20 protein-coding genes are annotated in these 24151 nt (G+C 25.2%); 19 read left to right on the top strand and 1 reads right to left on the bottom strand.

Features of this window, described 5'->3' with window-relative positions; translation table 4 throughout:
- Positions 1 to 29 precede the first annotated feature (29 nt).
- The 13 genes from pdhA (at position 30) to dhaM (ending at position 13867) form a co-directional block, all read left to right on the top strand.
- A complete protein-coding gene (gene pdhA / locus D500_RS03370) occupies positions 30 to 1142 on the top strand; it encodes a pyruvate dehydrogenase (acetyl-transferring) E1 component subunit alpha (protein ID WP_008363689.1) in 1113 nt (370 codons plus the stop codon).
- Complete coding sequence (locus tag D500_RS03365) at positions 1142 to 2131, top strand: alpha-ketoacid dehydrogenase subunit beta (protein WP_008363688.1); 990 nt, start codon at positions 1142 to 1144, stop codon at positions 2129 to 2131. Before pdhA ends, D500_RS03365 begins: the two co-directional genes overlap by 1 nt.
- Before the next feature lie 28 nt (positions 2132 to 2159).
- Positions 2160 to 3491: a dihydrolipoamide acetyltransferase family protein gene (locus D500_RS03360; RefSeq protein ID WP_008363685.1), complete on the top strand. Its 1332-nt coding sequence runs from the start codon at positions 2160 to 2162 to the stop codon at positions 3489 to 3491.
- 18 nt (positions 3492 to 3509) lie between these two features.
- On the top strand, positions 3510 to 5327 hold the full coding sequence (lpdA, locus tag D500_RS03355) for a dihydrolipoyl dehydrogenase (protein ID WP_008363683.1): 1818 nt from the start codon (positions 3510 to 3512) through the stop codon (positions 5325 to 5327).
- Between the two features lie 21 nt (positions 5328 to 5348).
- The gene (gene pta, locus D500_RS03350; RefSeq protein WP_008363680.1) at positions 5349 to 6317 is read left to right on the top strand and encodes a phosphate acetyltransferase; all 969 of its coding nucleotides are present in this window, start codon (positions 5349 to 5351) and stop codon (positions 6315 to 6317) included.
- Positions 6318 to 6330: 13 nt separating this feature from the next.
- Positions 6331 to 7512: an acetate kinase gene (locus D500_RS03345; RefSeq protein ID WP_008363677.1), complete on the top strand. Its 1182-nt coding sequence runs from the start codon at positions 6331 to 6333 to the stop codon at positions 7510 to 7512.
- A gap of 72 nt (positions 7513 to 7584) precedes the next feature.
- On the top strand, positions 7585 to 9558 hold the full coding sequence (locus tag D500_RS03340) for an MIP family Ig-specific serine endopeptidase (RefSeq protein WP_008363676.1): 1974 nt from the start codon (positions 7585 to 7587) through the stop codon (positions 9556 to 9558).
- 9 nt (positions 9559 to 9567) lie between these two features.
- Entirely contained in the window at positions 9568 to 9990 is a 423-nt protein-coding gene (gene coaD, locus D500_RS03335) for a pantetheine-phosphate adenylyltransferase (RefSeq protein ID WP_008363674.1), read from the top strand.
- Between the two features lie 92 nt (positions 9991 to 10082).
- Positions 10083 to 11804, top strand: a complete 1722-nt coding sequence (ptsP, locus tag D500_RS03330; RefSeq protein ID WP_008363671.1) for a phosphoenolpyruvate--protein phosphotransferase — start codon at positions 10083 to 10085, stop codon at positions 11802 to 11804.
- Positions 11805 to 11882: 78 nt separating this feature from the next.
- The gene (locus D500_RS03325; protein ID WP_008363668.1) at positions 11883 to 12347 is read left to right on the top strand and encodes a PTS sugar transporter subunit IIA; all 465 of its coding nucleotides are present in this window, start codon (positions 11883 to 11885) and stop codon (positions 12345 to 12347) included.
- Positions 12348 to 12638: a B-cell receptor-associated 31-like family protein gene (locus tag D500_RS03320; RefSeq protein ID WP_008363667.1), complete on the top strand. Its 291-nt coding sequence runs from the start codon at positions 12348 to 12350 to the stop codon at positions 12636 to 12638.
- Positions 12639 to 12836: 198 nt separating this feature from the next.
- Positions 12837 to 13463: a dihydroxyacetone kinase subunit DhaL gene (gene dhaL / locus D500_RS03315; RefSeq protein WP_008363665.1), complete on the top strand. Its 627-nt coding sequence runs from the start codon at positions 12837 to 12839 to the stop codon at positions 13461 to 13463.
- Positions 13464 to 13471: 8 nt separating this feature from the next.
- Positions 13472 to 13867 (top strand): dihydroxyacetone kinase phosphoryl donor subunit DhaM, encoded by a 396-nt coding sequence (dhaM, locus tag D500_RS03310; RefSeq protein ID WP_008363663.1) that lies wholly within the window; start codon positions 13472 to 13474, stop codon positions 13865 to 13867.
- A gap of 42 nt (positions 13868 to 13909) precedes the next feature.
- On the opposite strand, the gene rpsD is transcribed toward dhaM, so the two are convergent.
- Entirely contained in the window at positions 13910 to 14536 is a 627-nt protein-coding gene (gene rpsD, locus D500_RS03305; RefSeq protein WP_008363661.1) for a 30S ribosomal protein S4, read from the bottom strand.
- 254 nt (positions 14537 to 14790) lie between these two features.
- On the opposite strand from rpsD, the gene D500_RS03300 reads away from it, so the two are divergent.
- The 6 genes from D500_RS03300 to D500_RS03275 all read left to right on the top strand — a co-directional run bounded on the left by D500_RS03300 (position 14791) and on the right by D500_RS03275 (position 24008).
- Entirely contained in the window at positions 14791 to 16578 is a 1788-nt protein-coding gene (locus tag D500_RS03300; RefSeq protein WP_008363658.1) for a hypothetical protein, read from the top strand.
- Positions 16579 to 16585: 7 nt separating this feature from the next.
- A complete protein-coding gene (gene thiI / locus D500_RS03295; RefSeq protein ID WP_008363656.1) occupies positions 16586 to 17773 on the top strand; it encodes a tRNA uracil 4-sulfurtransferase ThiI in 1188 nt (395 codons plus the stop codon).
- A gap of 133 nt (positions 17774 to 17906) precedes the next feature.
- Positions 17907 to 19871, top strand: coding sequence for a S41 family peptidase (locus D500_RS03290; protein WP_008363654.1), 1965 nt, complete (start codon positions 17907 to 17909; stop codon positions 19869 to 19871).
- A 144-nt stretch (positions 19872 to 20015) separates the two neighbouring features.
- Positions 20016 to 21701, top strand: coding sequence for a hypothetical protein (locus D500_RS03285; protein ID WP_008363652.1), 1686 nt, complete (start codon positions 20016 to 20018; stop codon positions 21699 to 21701).
- A gap of 10 nt (positions 21702 to 21711) precedes the next feature.
- Complete coding sequence (locus D500_RS03280) at positions 21712 to 21960, top strand: hypothetical protein (protein ID WP_008363650.1); 249 nt, start codon at positions 21712 to 21714, stop codon at positions 21958 to 21960.
- Positions 21961 to 21989: 29 nt separating this feature from the next.
- The gene (locus D500_RS03275; protein WP_008363648.1) at positions 21990 to 24008 is read left to right on the top strand and encodes a BspA family leucine-rich repeat surface protein; all 2019 of its coding nucleotides are present in this window, start codon (positions 21990 to 21992) and stop codon (positions 24006 to 24008) included.
- Positions 24009 to 24151: the final 143 nt, after the last annotated feature.

The following is a 24151-nucleotide window of genomic DNA, read 5'->3' as shown; positions in this document are numbered from 1 at the left end:
ATAAGTAAAAAATAGAAAGGATTATCAAAATGACTTATTTAGGAAAATTTGATCCTCTAAAAAACGAAAAAGTTTGTGTTTTAGATCAATACGGAAAAGTTATTAATCCTAAGTTAATGCCAAAAATTTCTGATCAAGAAGTTTTAGAAGCATATAAGATAATGAACTTATCACGTAGACAAGATATTTACCAAAACACAATGCAACGTCAAGGAAGATTACTATCATTCTTATCTTCAACAGGACAAGAAGCTTGTGAGGTTGCATATGTTAATGCGTTAAATAAAAAAACTGATCATTTCGTTAGTGGATATAGAAATAATGCTGGTTGATTAGCAATGGGTCAATTAGTAAGAAACATTATGCTATATTGAATTGGAAATGAAGCAGGTGCTAAATCTCCTGAAGGAGTTAACTGTTTACCACCAAACATTGTTATTGGATCACAATATACACAAGCTACAGGAATCGCTTTTGCTGATAAATACAGAAAAACTGGAGGAGTTGTTTTAACTACTACTGGTGATGGTGGATCAAGTGAAGGTGAAACTTATGAAGCTATGAACTTTGCTAAACTTCATGAAGTTCCATGTATTTTTGTTATTGAAAATAACAAATGAGCTATTTCAACAGCTAGAAGTGAACAAACTAAATCAATTAACTTTGCTGTAAAAGGTATTGCTTCAGGTATTCCTTCAATTATTGTTGATGGAAATGACTATCTAGCATGTATTGGTGTGTTTAAAGAAGTTGTTGAATACGCAAGAAAAGGAAATGGTCCTGTTTTAGTTGAATGTGACACTTATAGATTAGGTGCTCACTCATCTTCAGATAACCCAGATGTTTACCGTCCAAAAGGTGAATTTGAAGAAATGGCTAAATTAGACCCACTAATCAGATTAAAACAATATTTAATTGATAAAAAAGTTTGATCTGATGAACAACAAGCTGAATTAGATGCTCAACAAGATAAATTTGTTGCTGATGAATTTGCTTGAGTTGAACAAAACAAAAACTATGATCTAATTGACATTTTCAAATACCAATATGACAAAATGGATCTTTTCTTAGAAGAACAATATAAAGAAGCTAAAGAATTCTTTGAAAAATACCCAGAATCTAAAGAAGGAGGACACCACTAATGGCAATTATTAATAATATTAAAGCTGTAACTGATGCTTTAGATTGCGCTATGCAACGTGATCCAAATGTTGTAGTATTTGGTGAAGACGTTGGAACTGAAGGTGGAGTTTTCAGAGCTACTCAAGGATTAGCTGTTAAATTTGGAAATGATCGTTGTTTTAACGCTCCAATTAGTGAAGCAATGTTTGCTGGAGTTGGTTTAGGAATGGCTATGAATGGTATGAAACCAGTTGTAGAATTACAATTCCAAGGACTAGGTTTAGCATCATTACAAAACATTATGACTAATATTTCAAGAATGAGAAACCGTACTAGAGGAAAATACACTGCTCCAATGGTAATTAGAACACCAATGGGTGGAGGTATTCGTGCTCTAGAACACCACAGTGAAGCTTTAGAAGCTGTGTTTGCTCACATTCCAGGAATTCAAATTGTTTGTCCATCAACTCCATATGATACAAAAGGACTAATTTTAGCTGCAATTGACTCACCAGACCCAGTTATTGTTGTTGAACCAACAAAACTATATAGAGCATTCAAACAAGAAGTTCCAGATGAACACTACATTGTTCCAATTGGTGAAGGTTATAAAATCCAAGAAGGTAATGATTTAACTGTTGTTACTTATGGAGCTCAAACTGTTGATTGTCAAAAAGCTATTGCCTTATTAAAAGAAAGTCATCCAAATGCAACTATTGATTTAATTGACTTACGTTCTATTAAACCATGAGATAAAAACATGGTAATTGAATCAGTTAAAAAAACTGGAAGACTTTTAGTTGTACATGAAGCAGTTAAATCATTTTCAGTTTCAGCTGAAATTATTGCAACTGTTAATGAAGAATGCTTTGAATACTTAAAAGCACCTTTATCAAGATGTACTGGTTATGATGTTGTTACTCCATATGATAGAGGAGAAGGTTACTTCCAAGTAAACCCTAAAAAAGTTCTAGTCAAAATGCAACAATTGTTAGACTTTAAGTTTTAAATAATAAATATTTAGAAAGGAAAAAGATATGTTCAAAGTTAAATTTGCTGACATAGGTGAAGGTCTAACAGAAGGAACAGTCGCTGAAGTTTTAGTAAAAGTTGGAGATACTGTTAAAGAAGGTCAATCTTTATACTTTGTTGAAACTGATAAAGTAAACAGTGAAATTCCTGCTCCAGTTGCTGGAAAAATTGCAGTAATTAACATTAAACCTGGACAAGAAATTAAAGTTGGAGACGTAGTTATGGAAATTGAAGATGGAGCTTCTGCTTCATCTAGTGAACCAAAATCTGAAGCTAAAGAAGAACCAAAAGTTCAAGTAGTTGAAGAAAACGCTAGTGTAGTTGGTGCTACTCCTGTTTCAAATGATGTAATTGTTAGAAAACAAACAACTACAGTTAATAAATCAAGTACTATTAAAGCTACACCTTTAGCAAGAAAAGTTGCAGCTGATTTAAATATTGATTTATCATTAGTAACTCCAACAGGACCAAATGAAAGAATTTTAGTTGCTGATATTAAAAACTATCATTCTTCATCAGCTCAAGTTGCTAGTCAACCAGCACCAGCTGTTGCACCATCTGTTGCTCCAGCACCTGCTCCAACACCTGCTCCAGCTCCTACTCCAACTCCAACAATCAAAGTTGTTGAACCAAGCGCTCCATTATCTTGAGATGAAGTACCAATGAACGGTATTAGAAAAGCTACAGTAAAAGCAATGACAAAATCACATACTGAAATTGCTGCATTTACTGGTATGAAAAATACTGACATTACTGAAACTCACAAGATGAGAACTGAATTAAAAGATCATGCTGCAGCAAGTGGAATTAAATTAACTTACTTAGCATTTATCATTAAAGCTGTTGCTAAATCATTACGTGATATGCCAAATATTAACGTAAGAGGTGATTTTGCAAACAACAAAATTCAATTTATGCACAACATTAACATCGGAGTTGCAGTTGATACTCCAAATGGATTAATGGTTCCTGTTATTAAAGGTGCTGATCATTTAAGTGTATTTGAAATTGCAATTAAGATTAATGAATTAGCAAACAAAGCTAAAGAAGGTAAATTATCAAGAGCTGAAATGACTGAAGCTACATTTACTGTTTCAAACTTTGGTTCAGTAGGATTAGATTATGCTACTCCTATTATTAACTCACCAGAAGCTGCTATTTTAGGAGTTGGTACAATGACTCAAACTCCACTATACATTAATGGTGAATTACAAAAAAGATTTATAATGCCATTATCAATGACTTGTGATCACAGAATCATTGATGGGGCTGATGCTGGAAGATTTTTAATTAAAGTACAAGACTATCTATCAAAACCAGTCTTATTGTTTATGTAATTAATGAAGGGATAAAATATGTTTAAAGTAAAATTTGCTGATATAGGTGAAGGTTTAACAGAAGGAACAGTCGCTGAAGTTTTAGTTAAAGTTGGTGACGTTGTTAAAGAGGGTCAATCTTTATATTTTGTTGAAACCGATAAAGTAAATAGTGAAATTCCTTCTCCAGTATCTGGAAAAATCGCAGTAATTAATATCTCTACTGGTCAAGAAATTAAAGTTGGTGATGTTGTTATTGAAATTGATGATGGAAGTTCTGATGCACCAGCACCTTCTGTAGCTGCTCCAAGTAAAAAAGAAGAAAAACCAGCTGAAGAAGAAAATGCTAGTGTAGTTGGTGCTACTCCTGTTTCAAATGATGTTCTACCAAGTAGAGCACCAAGACCAAAACCACAACCACAACCAGCTAAAGTTGATGTACAAATTGAAGATACATTTGATGTATGTGTAATTGGTGCAGGAATTGGTGGTTATGTAACTGCTATTAAATCTGCTCAATTAGGATTAAAAACTTTAATTATTGAAAAACAATACTATGGTGGAGTTTGTTTAAATGTTGGATGTATTCCTACAAAAACATTACTAAAAACTTCTCATGTTTATCATGATATAATGCATAAAGCTAAAGAACTAGGTATTGTTTTACAAAACACTGAAAATGTAGTTATTGACTGAGCTCAAGCACTAGAAAGAAAAAATGGTGTTGTTAAAAAATTAACAGGTGGAGTTAAATATCTACTAGATAAAAATAAAGTAACTCAAATTAAAGGTGAAGCAGTTGCTTTAGATAAGAATACAATTTCAGTAAATAATAAAAACTATAGAGTAAATAATTTAGTTATTGCTTCAGGATCAACACCTAACCACTTACCACTTCCAGGATTTGATCAAGGAAGAAAAGATGGAATCATTATTGATTCAACTGGAATTTTATCAGTACCAAAAATTCCTGAAACTTTAGTTGTAATTGGTGGGGGAGTTATTGGTATTGAGTTTAGCTGTTTATTTGCAAGTCTTGGTACAAAAGTTACTGTTTTACAAGGACTACCAACTGTTCTAGAAATGCTAGATAAAGATATTATTGATGCAATGACTAAAGAGTTAAAAAACAGATACAACATTGAAGTTATTACAAACGCTAGTGTTAAAGAATTTAAAGATGGAGCTGTAGTATATCAAATTGATGGTAAAGATCAAATGATTAAAGGAGAATACGTTTTAGAATCAGTTGGACGTAAGACTTCAATAACTGGATTTGAAAACATCGGTTTAGAATTAACTCCAAGAAATGGTATTGTTGTTAATGAATACCAAGAAACTAATTTAGAAAATGTTTATGCAATTGGTGATGTTATTGGTAAAGCTATGCTAGCTCAAACTGCAGTTAAAGGAGCTATTGTTGCTGCTAATAGAATTGCTAAAAAAGCTAATAAAGAACATGCTGAAGATATTGTTATGGATTATAACAAAGTTCCATCATGTATTTATACTCATCCAGAAGTTTCAATGATTGGTAAAACTGAACAACAATTAAAACAAGAAAATATTGAATACAAAGCCTTCAAGTTCCCGTTCTCAGCAATTGGTAAAGCTTTAGCTGATGATGATACTTCTGGATTTGTAAAAATTATTGTAGAACCTAAATACAAAACTATTTTAGGTGCACATATTATCGGAAATAGAGCTACTGAAATGATTTCAGAAATTACTGCTGTTATTGAGTGTGAGGGAACTATTACAGAAATTGCTAATACAATTCACCCACACCCAACAATGAGTGAAGCAATCGGAGAAGCAGCTGAAGCTCTAGAAACAGGAAAAGCTATTCATTTTTAGTTAATTTATAGGAAGAATAATATGTATACATTAGAAGAAATCAAAAATCAACTAGTTTTAAAATCAGAAAAAAAATCTATTGTTTTTCCAGAAGGTGAATCTGAAATAATTCAATCTGTGGCTAAAACTTTAGTTGATGAAAAATTAGGAACACCTATTCTATTATTTAAATCTTTAGATCAAGTTCCAAGTGAAATTAAAAATAATTCATCAATCAAAACTATTTGTTTAGATCAATTTGATACAAAAGAATTTGAAGAAGAATTTGTAAAACTTAGAAAAGGTAAAGCAACTATTGAAGTTGCACATCAAGTAATGCAATTACCAAATTATGTTGGAGCTATGCTAGTTAAGTTAAATCAAGCTGATTGTATGTTATCTGGATTAAACAATACAACAGCTGATACTATTAGACCAGCACTACAAATAATTGGTACAAAACCTGGATATAATATTGCAAGCAGCATCTTTATTATGTCTAAAGGAAATGAAAATTACATTTTTACTGATTGTGCTTTAAACATTAAACCAACAAGCCAACAATTAGTTGAAATCACACAAATGGCAGTTGATTTTGCAAAAACTTTAAATGTAAAAAATGTTGAAGCAGCATTATTAAGCTATTCAACAAATGGTAGTGGTAAAGGTGAAGATGTTGATAGAGTTCATCAAGCAGTTGAAATTTTAAAATCAACAGAAAAAGATTATGTTTGTGAAGGTGAAATTCAATTTGATGCAGCCTTTGACAAAAAAACTAGAGATAAGAAATTTAAAAACTGCTTATTAACTAAACAAACTCCAGATATCTTTGTTTTTCCAGATATAAATGCCGGAAATATTGGTTATAAGATTGCTCAAAGAATGGGTGGATTTGAAGCAATTGGTCCTTTTGTTTTAGGATTAAATCAACCAGTTAATGACTTAAGTAGGGGTGCTACATTTATAGATGTTTTAAACACAGCTATTATGACACTACACTTATCTTATTAAAGGAGAAAATTAAATGATTTTAGTAATTAATTCAGGAAGTAGTTCAATTAAATTCAAATTATTTGATACTTCTAAGACAATTGAACCAATATTAGATGGTTTAGCAGAACGTATCGGAATTGATGGATTTTTAAAATTTGAACACAATGATCAAAAATATAAATTTGAAGATCAACTTCCAGATCATGAACATGCTATTCAATTGATTTTAAACAAATTACTTGAATTAAAAATTATATCAAATATTGATGAAATTAATGGTGTTGGGTTTAGAGTAGTTCATGGTGGAGAAATTTCACATTCATCAATTATAGATGATGAAGTTTTAGCAAAAATTCAAGATAGTGTTAAATTAGCTCCACTTCATAACCCAGCTGCTATTATTGCTATTAAAGCTGTTAAAAAACTAATGCCAAATGCTAGTTTAGTTGCTTGTTTTGATACAGCATTTCATCAAACAATGCCAGAAGTAAATTATTTATACACTGTTCCTTATAAATGATACGAAGAATTTGGTGTTAGAAAATATGGATTTCACGGAATTAGTTATGAATATATAGTTAATAAATGTGAAGAAATTTTAAATAAGAAAAAAGAAAATCTTAACTTAATTGTTTGTCATTTAGGAAATGGTGCAAGTATTTCATGTATTAAAGATGGTAAATCTTATGATACTTCAATGGGATTAACTCCATTAGCTGGTTTAATGATGGGAACTAGAAGTGGAGATATTGATGTATCAATTTGTGAATATATTGCAAAACAAACAAATTCAGATATCTTTTCAATTACTCAAACTTTAAATAAACAATCAGGACTTTTAGGTTTAAGTCAAATTTCAGCTGACATGAGAGATGTTTTAGAACAATATAATAAAGGTGATAAAAACGCTATTATTGCTGTTGAAAAATATGTTCAAATTGTTGCTGATTTCATAGTTAAGTATGCAAATTATTTAGATAATATCGATGCTGTTGTATTTACTGCAGGAATTGGTGAAAACGCATTTGTAATTAGAGATTTAATTTGTAAAAAAGTTAAATTATTAAATCTACAAATTGATGAACAACAAAACCAAACTAAGTACTCAGATTATCAATTAATTTCAACTAAACAATCACAAGTTCCAGTTTATGCTATTAGAACAAATGAAGAAAAAATGATTTGTTTAGATACTTTAAACCTAATAAAATAATATATAATAAATAGAAAAATAAAACTTAGCTTAATGGCTAAGTTTTTAATATTATAAAAAGAAAGTTAATAAATGAAAAAATCATTAAGATATTTAAGTTTTTTAAACATTATTTTATTTTTATCACTAGTAACTATAAGTTGTGTAAGTAATACTTCTAAAGTCTCATTAAATTGAAATAATTTAGATCAAATAGTTAGTTATTTTAAACAACTTAGTTTTATTTTAGATAGTTTAAAGTTAGATGATAAAGATTTAAAATCTAAGGTTAATAAAATAATTGATAAAACTGATTTTAAAAAGATTAAAAAAACTGATTTAGAATTAACTATTAAGTTATTTAATAAAGTTAAAAATCAATTAGAGTCAAAATCAACTAGTTCTTTTGATAAAAAAGATAAATTAGATATTTTAAATCAAATAAAAACACATTTAGCTTTATTAAAATTATCTGAATTAGTAAATATTGTTGATGAATTAATTAATAAATTAGAAGAAGAAAGACTTAAAATTGAAGATAAAAATCTTGATTTTGAAGATTTAAAAGATATAGATAACTCAACTTTAAAAATTTTAGAATCAAGATATGTTTCTAATCAACATAGTTATCCAGATTATGTTAATAAATTTCAAACAGTTTCTGCTGAAGAGATCTATAAAGAACTTTATGATAGAACTTTTTCAATTAAGTTTTTAGTTAAGTTAAAAAACGGAGATTTGTTAAGCAATGGAACAGGAACAGGTTGATTATTAGATTATCATAAATATGAAAATCAAAATAAATACAAATTATTTATTGCTACTAACTTACATGTTTTAGCTGATTTTAGTAATTCATTAACTGAAGAGCAAAATAAAAAATTTAATTATTATGATCCCTCAGGAAATAAAGTAGTTGGAATTGGTATAGGAAAAGCTGATAACGTAACAGATTTTAATAGCATTCATAATAAATCTAATCCAAATTATGATTATAAAGTAACTAATTATTATTTAAATAGTAGAGAATTCGAAACATATGCTAAAAGTGATCTTTGAACTGATGACAAATATTCTGATGCACTTTCGGATTCTAAATTAGTGTTTGGTGCTGTTGATTTTATGCACAAAAAAACTATTAAGCATCATAGTTCTACATTATTAAAACAAGCTACAGAATATTATGAATGAAAGAAAAATAATTTAAGTGAAGATGAAAAAATTGCATGAAATGATTTTTTTGATAGAAAAGATATTCCAGTAATGGTAGATTTTGGAGTTTTTGAAGTAGATATAGATTTAAATAAGGCTGATTATACTTTAAAAAAATGAGTTGAAAGTGCAATTCGTGGCCTAGATTCATATTTAGCTAGGATAGATAAAGCAGAGATTTTACCGAATCAAGATAAAAAAATCTCTAACTATCTATTAACTACAGATTATGTTTCAGCATTATTTGATCAAAGTGATTCTAAACAAAATTTAAATTTATATAATGCAAAAGATATCTATATTGCAGGTTATCCAAAAAATCAATATTGATCTTTTTGAATGCAAAATAATCCTATAGAAAGAAATTCCTCTACATTATCTTCTGGATGAAGAAATCCCATGGTTAATAAAAAAACTTTTGCATTTGCAAATGAAATTGAAGAGAAGGTCGGGGGGGGGTTAAATTTTAATATTCATGATAACTACTGACATCGTGTTTTTGCTACTTTTTATGGTTATCAATATAATGTTAATTTTTCTTCTTTATATTATGGAGCATCGGGTTCATTAGCTTATAATGAGTTTGGTCAAATGATTGGTATTTATAATAATGTTAAATCAAATGTTGAGTTTGGTGATTTATTACAAAGTGCTACTATTGCTCCGTTTTTACAATCAGATAATATAAAAGCCAATGATAATGTTATTTATGCTTACAATTTAATTGATGGAACTGATAAAACTAAATATAAATATCAAAAATCATCATTTAGAGAAAATCTTCAAAAACTATATCCTAATGGTTTTAGTGATAAATCAAAATCTACTAAGTTATTTAAAAACATTTTTAATTAGAAAGAAATTATGAAAACAGCAATTTATCCAGGAAGCTTTAATCCATTCCACAAAGGACATTTAAACATTTTAAAAAAAGCTAGTTTATTATTTGATAAGCTATATATTGTTGTTACAAAAAACGTTAATAAATCACTTGATCCAGATCTAAATAGTAGAGTAGAAAACATTAAAAATCTAACAAAAGATCTTAAAAATGTTGAAATTATTATTAATGAAAATGAATTAACTACTAATATTGCAAAAAAATTAAATGCTAGTTTTATAATTAGAGGGTTAAGAAGTCAAGCTGATTTTGAATATGAACTTAAATATTATGATGGATTTAAAAGTTTAGATCCAAACATTGAAGTAGTTTATTTTGTAAGTGATGCTGATAAAAGAAGCTTATCTTCAACAATTTTAAGAGAAATTGAATTTTATAAAAATTAGATTATTATAAATGAAATTGTTTATAAAGTTGTTTTTTTATCTTAGTAGATTAAAATTAATATAGTTATTTATTTTATAGTAAGGATACAAGCATGTCAAAACAAATTAAAGGAATAGGAGCAAGTGATGGTATTTCTTTAGCAAAAGCTCTGATAATAAAAGAAACCAAACTTGATATTCAAAAGCAATTAATTTCAGATGTTGATCAAGAAATTGTTAAACTAGAAAAAGCAATTGATCAAACTATATGTGATTTAAAAAAGATTCAAAAAATTACTTTAGAAAAGCTAGGTGAAGAAAAAGCAGCTATTTTTGATGCTCATCAAGATATTGCAAATGATCCAGCCATTAAAGAAGAAGTTATTGAGTTAATTAAAACTGAAAAACTAAATGCCGAATATGCACTTTTTGTTGTATCTAATAATTATTTTGAAATGTTTAGTCAATTAGAAGATCCATACTTTAAAGAAAGAAGTGCAGATATTAAAGATGTTAGTTTAAGAACTATTCATCATATTTTAGGATTAGAAATTCATGATTTATCAACAATTGATACTGAAGTAATTATTATTAGTGATGATTTAACTCCAAGTCAAACAGCTCAATTAGATAAAAGATTTGTTAAAGGTTTTTTAACTAATGTTGGTGGAAGAACTAGTCATGCTGCTATTATGGCTAGAAGTTTAGAAATTCCAGCTGTTTTAGGTTTAAAAAAAATTACTGAATTAGTAAAAAATGATGAATTAATTGCTTTAGATGGTTCATGTGGAATTGTTGAATGAGATTTAAATCAAGATGATATTACAAATTATCAAGCTAAAGTAAAAGAATATTTAGAATTAAAAAAACAATTAAAAAAATTTAAAGATCAACCAAGCTTAACAAAAGATAAAGTTAAAAAATTAATTGAAGCTAATATTGGATCAACAAATGATATTCAATCAGTTCTAGATTCAGGAGCTGAAGGAATTGGTTTATTTAGAACTGAATTTTTATATATGGATAATGATCATTTCCCAACTGAAGAAGAACAATTTGAAGCTTATAAAAAAGTTGTTAGTCAAATTAAACATCTAGTAGTGTTTCGTACTTTAGATATTGGTGGAGATAAAAAATTATCTTACTTTAAATTTGATGAAGAAATGAATCCATTTTTAGGATATAGAGCAATTAGATTTACTCTAGATAGAAAAGATATTTTTAAAGATCAAATTAGAGCTTTACTAAGAGCTTCAGCATTTGGAAAATTAGGAATAATGTTTCCAATGATAGCAACAATTGATGAATTTAAACAAGCTAAAGCTTTTGTTGAAGAATGTAAATTAGAACTTGATAAAGAAAATATTAAATACGATAAACAAGTGCAAATTGGAATGATGGTTGAAATTCCATCAGCTGCTATATTAGCTGATCAATTTGCTCAATATGCAGATTTCTTTTCAATAGGAACTAATGATTTAATTCAATACTCATTTGCAAGTGATAGAATGAATCAAAATGTTTCATATTTATATCAACCATTAAACCCATCTTTATTAAGATTAGTGCAACTTACAATAAATGGTGCACATAAACATAATAAATGAGTTGGTATGTGTGGAGAAATGGCTGGAGATCGTAAAGCCTTACCAATTTTATTAGGTTTAGATTTAGATGCTTTTTCAATGAGTGCTACTTCAGTTTTAAAAGCTAGATCACTTATGAGTAAAATTGAATTTAACAAAGCTAAGAATCTAGCTACTAAAGCTTTAGAATGTCAAACTCATGAACAAGTAAGTGAACTTGTTGAAGAATTTTTACAAAACTTAGACTAATTTTCTAGTTAGTTATCTTATTAACAACTAATATGTTTTAAATGTTAAAATTAAGATAATAGTAAAAAGAGGTGTAATATGTGATTTTTTAATAAAAATTTAAAAGTTTTAGCTCCTTGTGATGGAAAAATCATTACATTAGATGAAGTTGAAGATGAAGTTTTTAGAGAAAGAATGTTAGGTGATGGATTTGCAATTGATCCAACATCAAATGATTTTTTTGCTCCAGTTTCAGGTAAATTAGTAACTGCTTTTCCAACAAAACATGCTTATGGAATTCAAACTAAAAACGGAATTGAAATTTTATTACATATTGGTTTAGATACAGTAAGTCTAGATGGGCATGGTTTTGAATCATATGTAGTTCAAGATCAAGAAGTTAATGCCGGTGATAAATTAGTAACTGTTGATTTAAAAGCCGTATCTAAAAAAGTTCCTTCAATTAAATCTCCAGTCATTTTTACAAATAATGGTGGTAAAACTTTAGAAATTGTAAAAATGGGAGAAGTTAAAAAAGGTGACGTTGTTGCTATTTTAAAATAGATGTTAAATAAGTTATTTGTCACTATTTTAAATAATGAAATTTCTAAAAATTGAGCAATTGGTTTTATTCTAATTGCAATTTTTATAGTAATTTTATTAATACTAGCAATCTTTATTATCAGAAAAATAAAATTAAAACAACAACAAGAATGATCAGAAAGCTTTTTTATAAAATCTTCTAGTAAAAACGATAAGAAGTTTTGAATAAACTTTACTATAATATGCTGTTATTTAACAGGTGTTGTTTTAAGTATTACATTTTTAATAATTGGAATAATAGCTCTAGTTTAGTTAGAGCTATTTTTTGTTAAAAACCTATTGCACTTTTAAAACTAGTATGTTAGTATCTAGTAGTAAATTAAAAAATAAAAAAATAGACATATACAAACAACAAAAAAACTATTTGTAGGTAAAACTATAAATAGTTTTTTTAATATAATTTAAATGAAATGTTCAATAAATATTTTAATAATTAAAAGAGGTATTGAAATGAGTTTAAATATTGATGGTGTTAAAAAAATATTATTAAAAATGGCTGAAGTTATTGAAATAAACAAAGAAGAATTAACACAACTAGACCAAGTAATTGGTGATGGTGATCACGGTCATAATTTGTCTAGGGGATTTTTAAAAGTAAAAGAAGAACTAGAAAATAATACATATACTGACATTGCAAGTATGTTAAAAAAAGTAGCAATGGTATTAATTTCTAATGTTGGTGGAGCTTCTGGTCCTTTATATGGAACTGCTTTTTTAAAAGCAAGTATGAGTTTAGCTAATAAAACAGAAATGAATGTTAATGATTTTTCTATTTGTTTAGAAGAAGCAATTAATGGAATTAAATTACGTGGTAAAGCTAATGTTGGAGATAAAACAATGATAGATGTTTTAGAACCAGTTAGTGATTTAATTAAAGAATTAATTAGTAAAAATGAAAATGTTAAAGACATTTTTAATAAAGCAGTTGAATTAGCTAATATAAAAGCTGAAGAAACTAAAAATATAATTGCTAAAAAAGGTAGAGCTAGTTATTTAGGCCAAAGAAGTATTGGTCATAAAGATCCTGGTGCTCAATCTAGTTATTTAATTTTAAAATGCATTAGTGAAAATATATAGGAAATAAAATGGTAGGAATAGTAGTTATTTCACATAGTAATAAAGTTGCTAATGGTGTTGTTGAACTAGCAAAACAAATGGCAAATGAAGTTAAAATCATTCCAGCAGGTGGAACTAAAGATAATCAAATTGGAACTGATATTGATTTAATAATTGATGCAATAAACAAAGCTTGAGATCCAAATGATGGAGTTATTTTATTATTTGATTTAGGTTCGGCTTTAATGAATGCTCAAATGGCAATTGAAATGCTAGATGATGAAAAACAAAATAAAGTTGAAGTAGTTGATGCTGCTTTAGTTGAAGGAACAATTTTAGCTGCAGTTAATAGTTCAATGAATAAAAGTATAAAAGAAATTAAAGAAGAATTAATTAATTTAAAATTAAATAAATTAGAAGAATAAAAAAATCAAGCTTATGCTTGATTTTTATTATGATATTAATTATTATTTTTTGATTAAACGGTTGTATCATTCAACGATTAGTGATTCACTAATTTCACTGCTTAATTCAGTTCTTTCTGGAAGTCTTACAAATTCACCTTTAACTTCATTTTTGTTAACTTTAACAAATTCTAAAGTTGCTTCATTGTTTTGTAATGATTCAAGAACTTTTTCATTTTTCTTCATTGATGATTTTACTTCAACAACATCACCAACGCTTAATAGATATGAAGGAATATCTACTTTTTTACCATTTACTAAAATGTGACCGTGATTTACTAATTGTCTAGCAGCTTGTCTAGTAGCACTAAATCCTAATCTATAAACGATATTATCTAATCTTGATTCTAGTAAAACTAAAAAGTTAGTTCCTAAAATTCCTTGCATTTTTTTAGCTTTTGCAAAAGTGTTTCTAAATTGTCTTTCGCTTAGTCCATACATAAATTTAACTTTTTGTTTTTCTTGTAATTGTTGACCGTATTCAGAAATTTTAACTTTAGCTCTTTCTTTACCATGTTGTCCTGGTGTAGTTACTCTTTTTTTACCTTTGCTAAATTCTTTTCCAGTTTCAAGAATTGAAAAACCAAATCTACGAGACTTTTTAAATGTTGATCCTGTAAATCTTGACATAATGTTCTCCTTAATTTAAATATGGTTATTAAAATATCTTAAATAATTCCTAAACTAGTCAGTCTATTATTCAGTTTTACTGCTAAAACTTACTTTTTTAAAATTATAGACAGCAGCTAATTTATAATTATCTGCAGAATATAGTAAATAACTTATTTATTATATCTTATTTTTTTAGCTATATTAATATAAATATCAATAAGATAATCTATTAGTCTATTTTGGTATAATATTTTTGTTTAGGAAAAGCTATTATGTGATTTGAACCAATGATTATCATTTCAAAATTAGGTGAAATTAAAGCAGCTAATATTGTTTTTTTAACTATTTTTTTACTAGCTTTTTTTTGTAGTCTTTTTACTATTTTTAAATTATTTGTTTATAGAAATACATTAAAAAATTTACATCTCACTTTTTTAAATATTGAAAAAACTTTAAAACATCCTTTAGCTAATCGTTTAATTAGAATGAACTTTATAGCAACTAATTCAAATAATCAAAATCTAGCTAAAGCTTTAGAAATATGAAAATTTAAATATAATCAAATTTATAATGTTGAATTAGATATTTTAATTAGTCAAACTAAAGAGCATTTTGCTTTAAATTCTTATTCTAAAAAAATTCTATTTAGAGTTTTAAGCATTAAGAATTTTTATAGAACTCGTAAACTTTATAAAACAAGTAAAAATATTTATCAAAAAGTTAATAAAATTTATGCTGAAACTCAACAAGTTACTAATGTTGAATTTTTATTAAGAGATTATCGCATTGTTTTACAAAAACATATAAACGATCTTTTTGACATTGTTTTAAAAGAACAAGAAAATAATGAATTAAATGTTGATAAAAAAGTAATTGAAAATTACCAAGAAACAATATTTAAAAAAATGATCGTATGTGAATATTATATTAAAATTGGTAATTTTAAAGAAGCTTTTAATAAGTTAAATCTTTTAAGTAATAATGTTATTGAATATATTAAGTTTTTAGATGATCATTATAAGATTACTAAGTTTTTAGAATTTAATGGAATTTTAGATTCTAAACTTAAAGAAATTAAAAATAAAATTCAAGTTGAATCAAATCAAAAAAATAACCAGTTAATTATTTCTCAAATTAATTTATTAGAAAAACAATTTGTAGAAAAAAAACAAGCTGTTGAAAAGTTATTATTTCACGGTAAAACTAATCAAGCATTTTTAATAGTTGAATCACTAATTAAAAACACCCAAAACTTAGATGTAATTTTAAAATATGATCAGCAAGTTTTAAGTTTATTTGAAACTAATGTAAAAAACATAAAAACTATTTTATTATCGTTTAATACTGAATTAATTAAAACAGAAGAGTTAATTAATTTTAATAGTAATTTAAATAATGATATTAGTGATATTAAAGTTCAATTTGATCAAATTAAAACTAGTTTTGATCAAATATTAAATGAGTTTAATAAATCATATGAAAAAATTAGTTCTAATTTTATTCAATTAAATAGTTTATTAGTTGATTATGTAAATTATATTAGTAATGTTTTAGTAGAGTTAAAAAAATATTACTCTCAATTAGTTGATATTAAAACTCTTTTAAAAAATAAACAACTAGTTTTAAGAGATCTAGAAACTAAATATGACAACATTAAAACTTTATTATTAACTAGTCAAGTTGTAATGAAAAAATATGAAAATATAATTAATTGAAGTAATTATAAAGAACTAATTAATAATAAGTTTTTGATTATGAATTTTATACATAAAAATTTAGAACTAGAAGCTAATACTTATTCAACTGATTATGATGCTTTATTAATTTTAAATCAACAATTAGATAATCAATTAGAACAAGTTGAACAATTACATTTAAGTATTGAACAAATTATTGTTATTAATAAAATAGCTCAGCAAGTAATTATTTATATTGCAAAACGTTTAGCTTATGTATCAAATAATAATGTATTTTTAGAAATTATTAATAAATATCAAGAAAAAGATTATAAAAAAGTAATCAATTTAGCAATTCATCTAATTAGAAAAAATCAATTATAGGTGTAGTATGAAATATATATTAGTTAGATATGGAGAATTAACTTTAAAAGGAAATAATAGATTTCAATTTATAGATAAGTTAATTTCAAATATTAAATTTAAATTAAAACAATTTAATAAAGAAGATATTAAGTTTATAAAAGATCATAATTCATTAACTTTAGAAATTAAAGATGAATTAGAAAATCAAGTTTTAGATCAATTAAAAACTGTATTTGGAATTTATTCAATTTCAGTTATTAATTATGTAAATAAAGATCTAGATCAAATTAAAAATGCAGTTTTAAATATAGCAAAAAACTCAAATTCTAAAACTTTTAAACTAGAAGTAAGTAGAAAAGATAAATCATTTAATTATACTAGTATCGAATTAAAACAAATTTTAGCTAGTGAAATTTTAAAAAACACAACACATTTACAAGTTGATGTACATAACCCTCAATTAGTTATAGAAATAGTAGTTAAAAAAGATCATGTTGATGTTTTTGATAATAGAATTGATGGTTTAAAAGGTTTACCAGTTGGAATTAGTGATAAAGGATTATGTTTATTAAGTGGAGGAATTGATTCTCCTGTTAGTGCTTTTTTAACTTTAAAAAGAGGAATGCAAGTAGATTTTTTACATTTTATGACTCCACCTCATACTTCATATCAAGCACTAGATAAAGTTTTTAATTTAGCAAAAAAACTAGCTAAATATAATGTATCTAATTTTAAATTACATATTTGTGATTTTAATTTGTTATTACAAGAACTACAGCATTTAACTGATCCTAGTTATAAGATTACAATTATGAGAAGAATGTTTATAAGAATAGCAAATATTATTGCTAAAAAAAATCAAAATCAAGCGATTATAACTGGTGAAAGTTTAGGTCAAGTTGCAAGTCAAACTATACAAAGTATTAATGTAATTAATGAAGTAAGTAATTTAGCTATTTTAAGACCTGTAATTACTTATGATAAAGAAGAAATCATTAAAATTTCTAAATTTATAGATACTTATGAAACTTCAATTCTACCTTTTGATGATGTATGTAGTATGTTTGTTCCAAAAGATCCAATCATAAAACCTAAATTACATATAGCAACTAAATTAGAAGAAAACATTTACTGAAATGAACTTTTAGAAGAAACCATAAATAATAATATTAAAACATTTATTTATAAAAATGGAGAATTTGTACAAGAATAAAAAACATTTTTAAATAAATGTTTTTTTATCGACTTTTTATGTTTAAAAAGCATTTAAAAAGTGCGATAAATTATTGAATAAGAAAAAAATTAGACTACAATTTTTAAAAAGTAAAAAAAGGAGAGAAAAGATTATGAAACTAGTTAAAAAATTAGGCTTTTTAAGTTTAAGCGCCATTAGTATATTAGGACCTTTAGCTGCTATTAACAATCTAACTACTGATAATAATCTTTTAACAACCAAAAGGTTTTTAAGTAGTTATAGATCTAATTCTGATTCTGGATTAAAGTCATATGATTATGTAAATCTAATTAATAACACTCGTATAAATTCAAAAATTAATTTACGTCATCATAATGGTGTAGCTTATATTGGAGTTAAAGAATTTTTAAAATCTTTAGATGGATTAGTTAGTTTTTCTAAAGTTAGAGTAAAACCATACCAAACTGCTAATTTTTATAAAGAAAAAGAAATTAGTTACAAATTTAATAACAACAAAGTTACTTTAAACTCAATTAGTAAATATTCAAATAATAATAAAACTACAAACTACCAATTAGAAGTTGATAGTAAAAACAAAACAATTACTGTATCTGATAATGACTTTTTTACTGACATTTTTACATTTTATAGACGTGGTGAAGAAGATTTAAATATTGATTTTTTAGATACTCAAATTCTAAATAAAAACAAACATCTTGTTTTTGATTTAAGTAAGTATGGAATTGATATTTTAAATGATCAAAATGATTTATATTTACCACTAGTATTAATTAACCAGTTATTTTTAAATCAATCTAATGTGCAATTATACTTTAATGGTCAAACTGTAAACTTATTTGCTTATAGTAAAACTTTAAGAAATGTTGAACGCTTAAAACAATTAAAACATTCATATTTAAATAATGAAAATCATATTCCTGAAGGTTTAAAAGATTTCCAATACAAATATTTAGGATTCTTATTTGATCATTATTATGGAATTGAATTAGATAAAAATGCATCATATAAAGATCTATTTAAAAAATATGAAAAATACATTAAAGCAGATAACACAACTCACTATCTAACAAGTAGATATTTAATTGAACAATTAGATGATTTACATTCATCTTATTTAGTAACTGGATACTATAATAAAGATTTAGAAACTATTAATAGAACTGTTTTAAAAACAACAACACCAAGATCAAATAGATTTAAAGACATTGCAAGAAGATTATCAGCTTATTATGATAAAGAGTTGAACTATAAAAATGTTTATACTCCAGATAGAAAAACAAGCGTAATTTCATTTAAAAACTTTGAAGCTGATTCAGCAGCTAAAATTGATCAAGCCTTAAGACAAGCTAAAAGAGATGGAATTAAAAACATTGTTTTAGATGTAAGCTTTAATAGTGGTGGATATTTAGGTACTGCTTATGAAATTATGGGATTCATGACTGATAAACCATTTAAATCATATTCATACAATCCATTAACAAAAGAACAAAAAGTTGAAACTATTAAATCAAGATACAAAAAATATGACTTTAATTACTATGTTTTAACTTCACCATTCTCATTCTCAGCTGGAAATATTTTCCCTCAAATGGTAAAAGATAATAATGTTGCTAAAGTAATTGGATTTAAAACTGCAGGTGGAGGTTCAGCTATTAGTCAAGCTATTCTACCAACTGGAGATATTGTTCAATTAAGTAGTAATAATGTTTTAACTGATAAAACTCATCATAGTTTAGAATATGGAGTAACTCCAGATATAAAACTTGGATTTGATCCATTTAAAGAGACTCAAAAATTCTTTGATTATAAATATATTCAAGATGCTGTTAATAAACATCTTAGGAAATTAAGTCCATATAAATCAACTGGTGTTATAGTTATACCTTATGATCCTAGATTAGAATCTTCATTTGATGATCAACCTTTAAAAAGAACTAGTACATCAGATGATCAATCTGAAACAAATAGCTTAAATAGTTTATTTTCTAATCTAAAAGAACGTGAAAAAAAAGATGCCTATTTTGTTCTAGGAGCAATTGGTTTAACAATTAGTCTAGCTATTATTTTTCTTATTATTAAAAAACTATTAAAATAACTCATTTTAATTAAACCTTAGTAAAAATTACTAAGGTTTTTTTTATTTTTATAAAACTTTTTAAAAAATTTTTAAAAATTTTGGTCACTTTTAAAAATTTATTCCTAATACTATAATGAACAGAATTATAAGAAAGGATTAATTATGAAAAAAGCTATAAAGTTATTACCAAATTATTCATTAGATCAAATCAAAAACCTAAACCAAATTAATAAAAAATTATATACTAAAAAGTTAAATTTTAAAAAAGTTTTAAAAGTATTATCAGCATTAGGATTAGTGTTATTTTCAACTAGTTTTTTAGTTGTTTGAAACTTTGATAAACTTAGTTTTTCAAATAATACTAATTTAGAACAACAATTAGAAGATTATAAAATAGAACTAGATAATAAAATTACTTCTTTACAATCAATTCATAATAACCAAATTAATCAAATTAAAGAATTTAAACAAAATCAAAATGTTTTAAAAACGATTAGTTTAAAAGAGCTAGAAACTAGAATTACTAGTTTAGATAATCAACAAAAACAAGCAATATTACAAATTAATAAAAATAATGAATTATTAAAAACTAATCAAAACAAACTAACTAATTTAAATAATTTAAAAAATAACTACTCTAAACAAATTACAAATCTAGAAAATAATAAAAATACTAACTTAAATCAAATTAATCAAACTAATAATGAAACTAAAAAATTAGAAATACAAATTTCTAGTTTAAATGAACAAGTAAAAAATAATAAAAAACTTTTAACTAATTCAACTAATCAAAATAACCAATTAAAAATTGAAATTTCTAATTTAGAAAAACAAATTCAAAACAATAATATTAAAATTACAAATACTAAAAAAACTATTTTGGATCTAGAAAATCAAAAAACTAATTTAACAAAACAACTTAACCAACTAACTAATAATCTTAATGAAACTAGAAATTCAGTTAGTTTAAAATCACAACAAATTACTAGTTTAGAAAATCAAATTAATGATAATAATAAAAAACTAGAACAATTAAATGCTAAAAACAAGCAAATTACTAATACATTAGCAACTTTAACTAATAATAATCAAAATAATAATAATGAAATTGACAAATTAACAAAAGCTTTACAAAGTAATCAAAATTCTATTGAACAAATCACTAATAATAATTCTTTACTTACAAATAATTTAAATGAACTAAATAATAAAAACAAACAAGTTTTATCTGAACTAAAAAAACTTTCTGAACTAATTAAAACTAAACAAAATGAACTAAATAATAAAACTAAAGAACTAGAAAAACAAACTTCAGCTTTACAAACATTAATTAATAGTAATTCAGATAATGATAATAAATTAAAATTACTAGCTAATACTAGTAGTGAAAACCAAAATAAAATTACTAGTTTAGCAACTCAAACTAAACAACTAGATAACTTAATTAATTCAGCAAAACAACAAAAAGAAAAACTAACTAAAGAATTACAAAAATTAAATATTCAACAAAGTTCATTAACTCAAGAAATAGCTAATTTAACTACTCAAAAAAATAGTTTAGAATCTCAAATCAATGATTTAAATGAACAAATTACAACACTAAAAAATCAAAATAATCAAATAACTAGTGATATTGAAAATCATGAAACTGAAATTAATACATTAACTGAAAGAATTAAAGAAAAAGAAGTTAGATTTAAAGATTTAGAATCACAAATTAGTTCAACTAAAGAACAAATAACAAAAGCAGATGAAGAAATTAAACAACTAGAAGATCAAAAAGAACCATTAAAAAGAAAAGAAGATGATCTAGGTTGATGAGTAAGAGAATTAAGCAGATATCAATAGGTAAATTAGTATGAAAAAACTTTTATATGCTTTAACAACATTAACAATGACTGTATTTTCAACTGCAAGTTTAGTTGCTTGTAGTAAAAAAGATGATAATCAACCAAAACAACTATCTAAATTAGAACAATTAAAAAGTGAAATTAATAGTTTAGAAAATAATGTTAATCAATACAATGAACAAATTAATAAAACTGAATTAGAAAAACAGCAATTACTTGAAGAAATAGAAAAAATAAAAAAGAAATCAATAGTTTAAAAAAACAAGAAATTGCTAAAAAAGAAGAGTTGATTTCTTTAACAAATAAAAAAAACAGTATAGATCAACACATTAATAAATTAAACTCTCAAATTGCTACTATTGATGAAGCTAGTAAAAAAGACAAAGAAAAAATATCCTCTTTAACTAAGCAAATTGAAGAAGTAAAAACAAATTTAGATAATGCTACAAGTCAAAAAAATGTAAATATTGAAAAGATTAAAAATTTAGAAACTCAAGTTGAAGAATTAAAAACTAAAACAGCTCAGTTAGAAAAAGAGCTTTCTGAAAAAAGATTAACTAAAGAACAACTTGACCAAAGCAAAAAAGATTCAGAAGCAGAAGTTAAAAAGTTTGAAGAAATGTTAAATAGTTCAAAAACTGACAAAGACAAATTGATTGAACAAAAAACTAATTTAGAAAAACAAATTGAATATACAATTTCAGAATCTAGTAAAAAAGATGAATCATATTCTAAACTACAAGCTGAATTAGAAAAACTAGCAAGAGAGATTAAAGATCTAGAAGAACAAGACAAACAAAATGAACAAAAAATAGAAGCATTAAAAAGAAAGGAAGGAAAAGATAGTGAAAAAATTAAAAAATTAGAAGAAGAGAAAACCAAAACTAGAAGTGAGTTAGATGATTTAAACAAGAAAAAAGATGAATTAGAAAAACAAATTAAACAAAAACAAGATTCATTTATTTCTAGTGATGAAAAATCTAAAAAAGCTAAACAAGAACTAGATGAAATTAATAAAAAAGTAAGAGAAACTGAGCAAAAAACTCAAGAAATTAATGATTTACATCAAAAACAAGTAGAAAAAAGTAAGCAAATTGAAAAGCAAATTCACGATATTCAAAAGGGTATTAAAGTTCAAGATGAAGAGTTAAAAAAACTACTTGAAGAAAAGAATGGCAAACAAAAACAAGCAGATGATTTAAAAAATGAAAATACAAATGCTCAACACAAAATCGATGAGTGAATAAAAAGTAATGAAAGTTTAAAAAATCAATTAAGTATATTAACTCAAAAAAATAAAGAACTAAATGAACAAAAAGAAAAACTAGATGCTGATATTAACACTTATTTTGAAAAGAAAAAAGAATTAGAAGAAAAGAAATATCAATTAATTAAACAAATTGCAGATTTTAAAAAACAAATTTTTTTAGAATCAAGAAAAATAAAACAAAAAGAACGAGACTTAGAACAATTATCTAATACATATTCAGATAAACAAAATAGAATTAGAGAATTAAAAGAAGAAAACCAACGTTTAGAATCAAGCATTAATGAATTAAATTCAAGATATGAATATTTAAAAAGCAAAACAGTTGAAGCTGAATATGATGGTGATAAATGTACTAAAATAGGATTTTTTTATAACACTGATACTGAAGAATATCAAATTCAAGAATTTAGAAAAACAACAAAAGAAGTCCCTGAACATCTACCAACTTTTATAGGTGATTTATCTTATTGTTTTAAAGGTAATCATCATTATAAAATAACTAATCTTGATAAATGAGATTTAAAAAACGTAACTAATCTTGAAGGAATGTTTGTAGATGCTTATTTATACGATATGGATTTAAACAATTGAAATGTCTCAAATGTTAAAAATATGAAAAAAATGTTTCGTAATACTTACTTTAATGCCGGTAATATTTCAGATTGAAAAATTACAAGTTTAGAAGATATGAGTGAGATGTTTTCTACTATTTGATATTCATTTAACTTAGATATTAAAACAAAAAGAGTTATAAGAGTTAAATACCATGAACCACCAAGAAACGAACTTTCATATGATGTTAAATGAACTGCTTGAGATGTTTCAAAAGTAAAACGAATGAAAGATTTATTTAATAGTACTGATACTAATTTATCATTAAGTTCTTGAGATGTTTCAGGAATAGAAGATGAGTATGATTTCTTTCCACACTATATAGCATATTGAGAAATTAATAGAGGATCTTGACCATCTAATACTAAAGGTAGAGAACCGGGATTTTGAGATGGAGGATGAGGTTTTAGTAATTTATTATAAGCACATATTCTTATTTCTAACTAAAATTCATACAAATAAAAACTAATTTATTCTAATTTTTAATTAGAGTACAATTAGTATTTTTAGTAAAAAACACTTTAAAAAATCAAAACATAATAACAAAACATAATAAAAATTTTAAC

This window comes from Mycoplasma feriruminatoris, assembly GCF_000327395.2.
Classification (GTDB): Bacteria; Bacillota_I; Bacilli_A; order Mycoplasmatales; family Mycoplasmataceae; genus Mycoplasma; species Mycoplasma feriruminatoris.
Note: the sequence above shows the minus strand (reverse complement) of the source record. Positions and strands in the feature narration are given on the sequence as shown.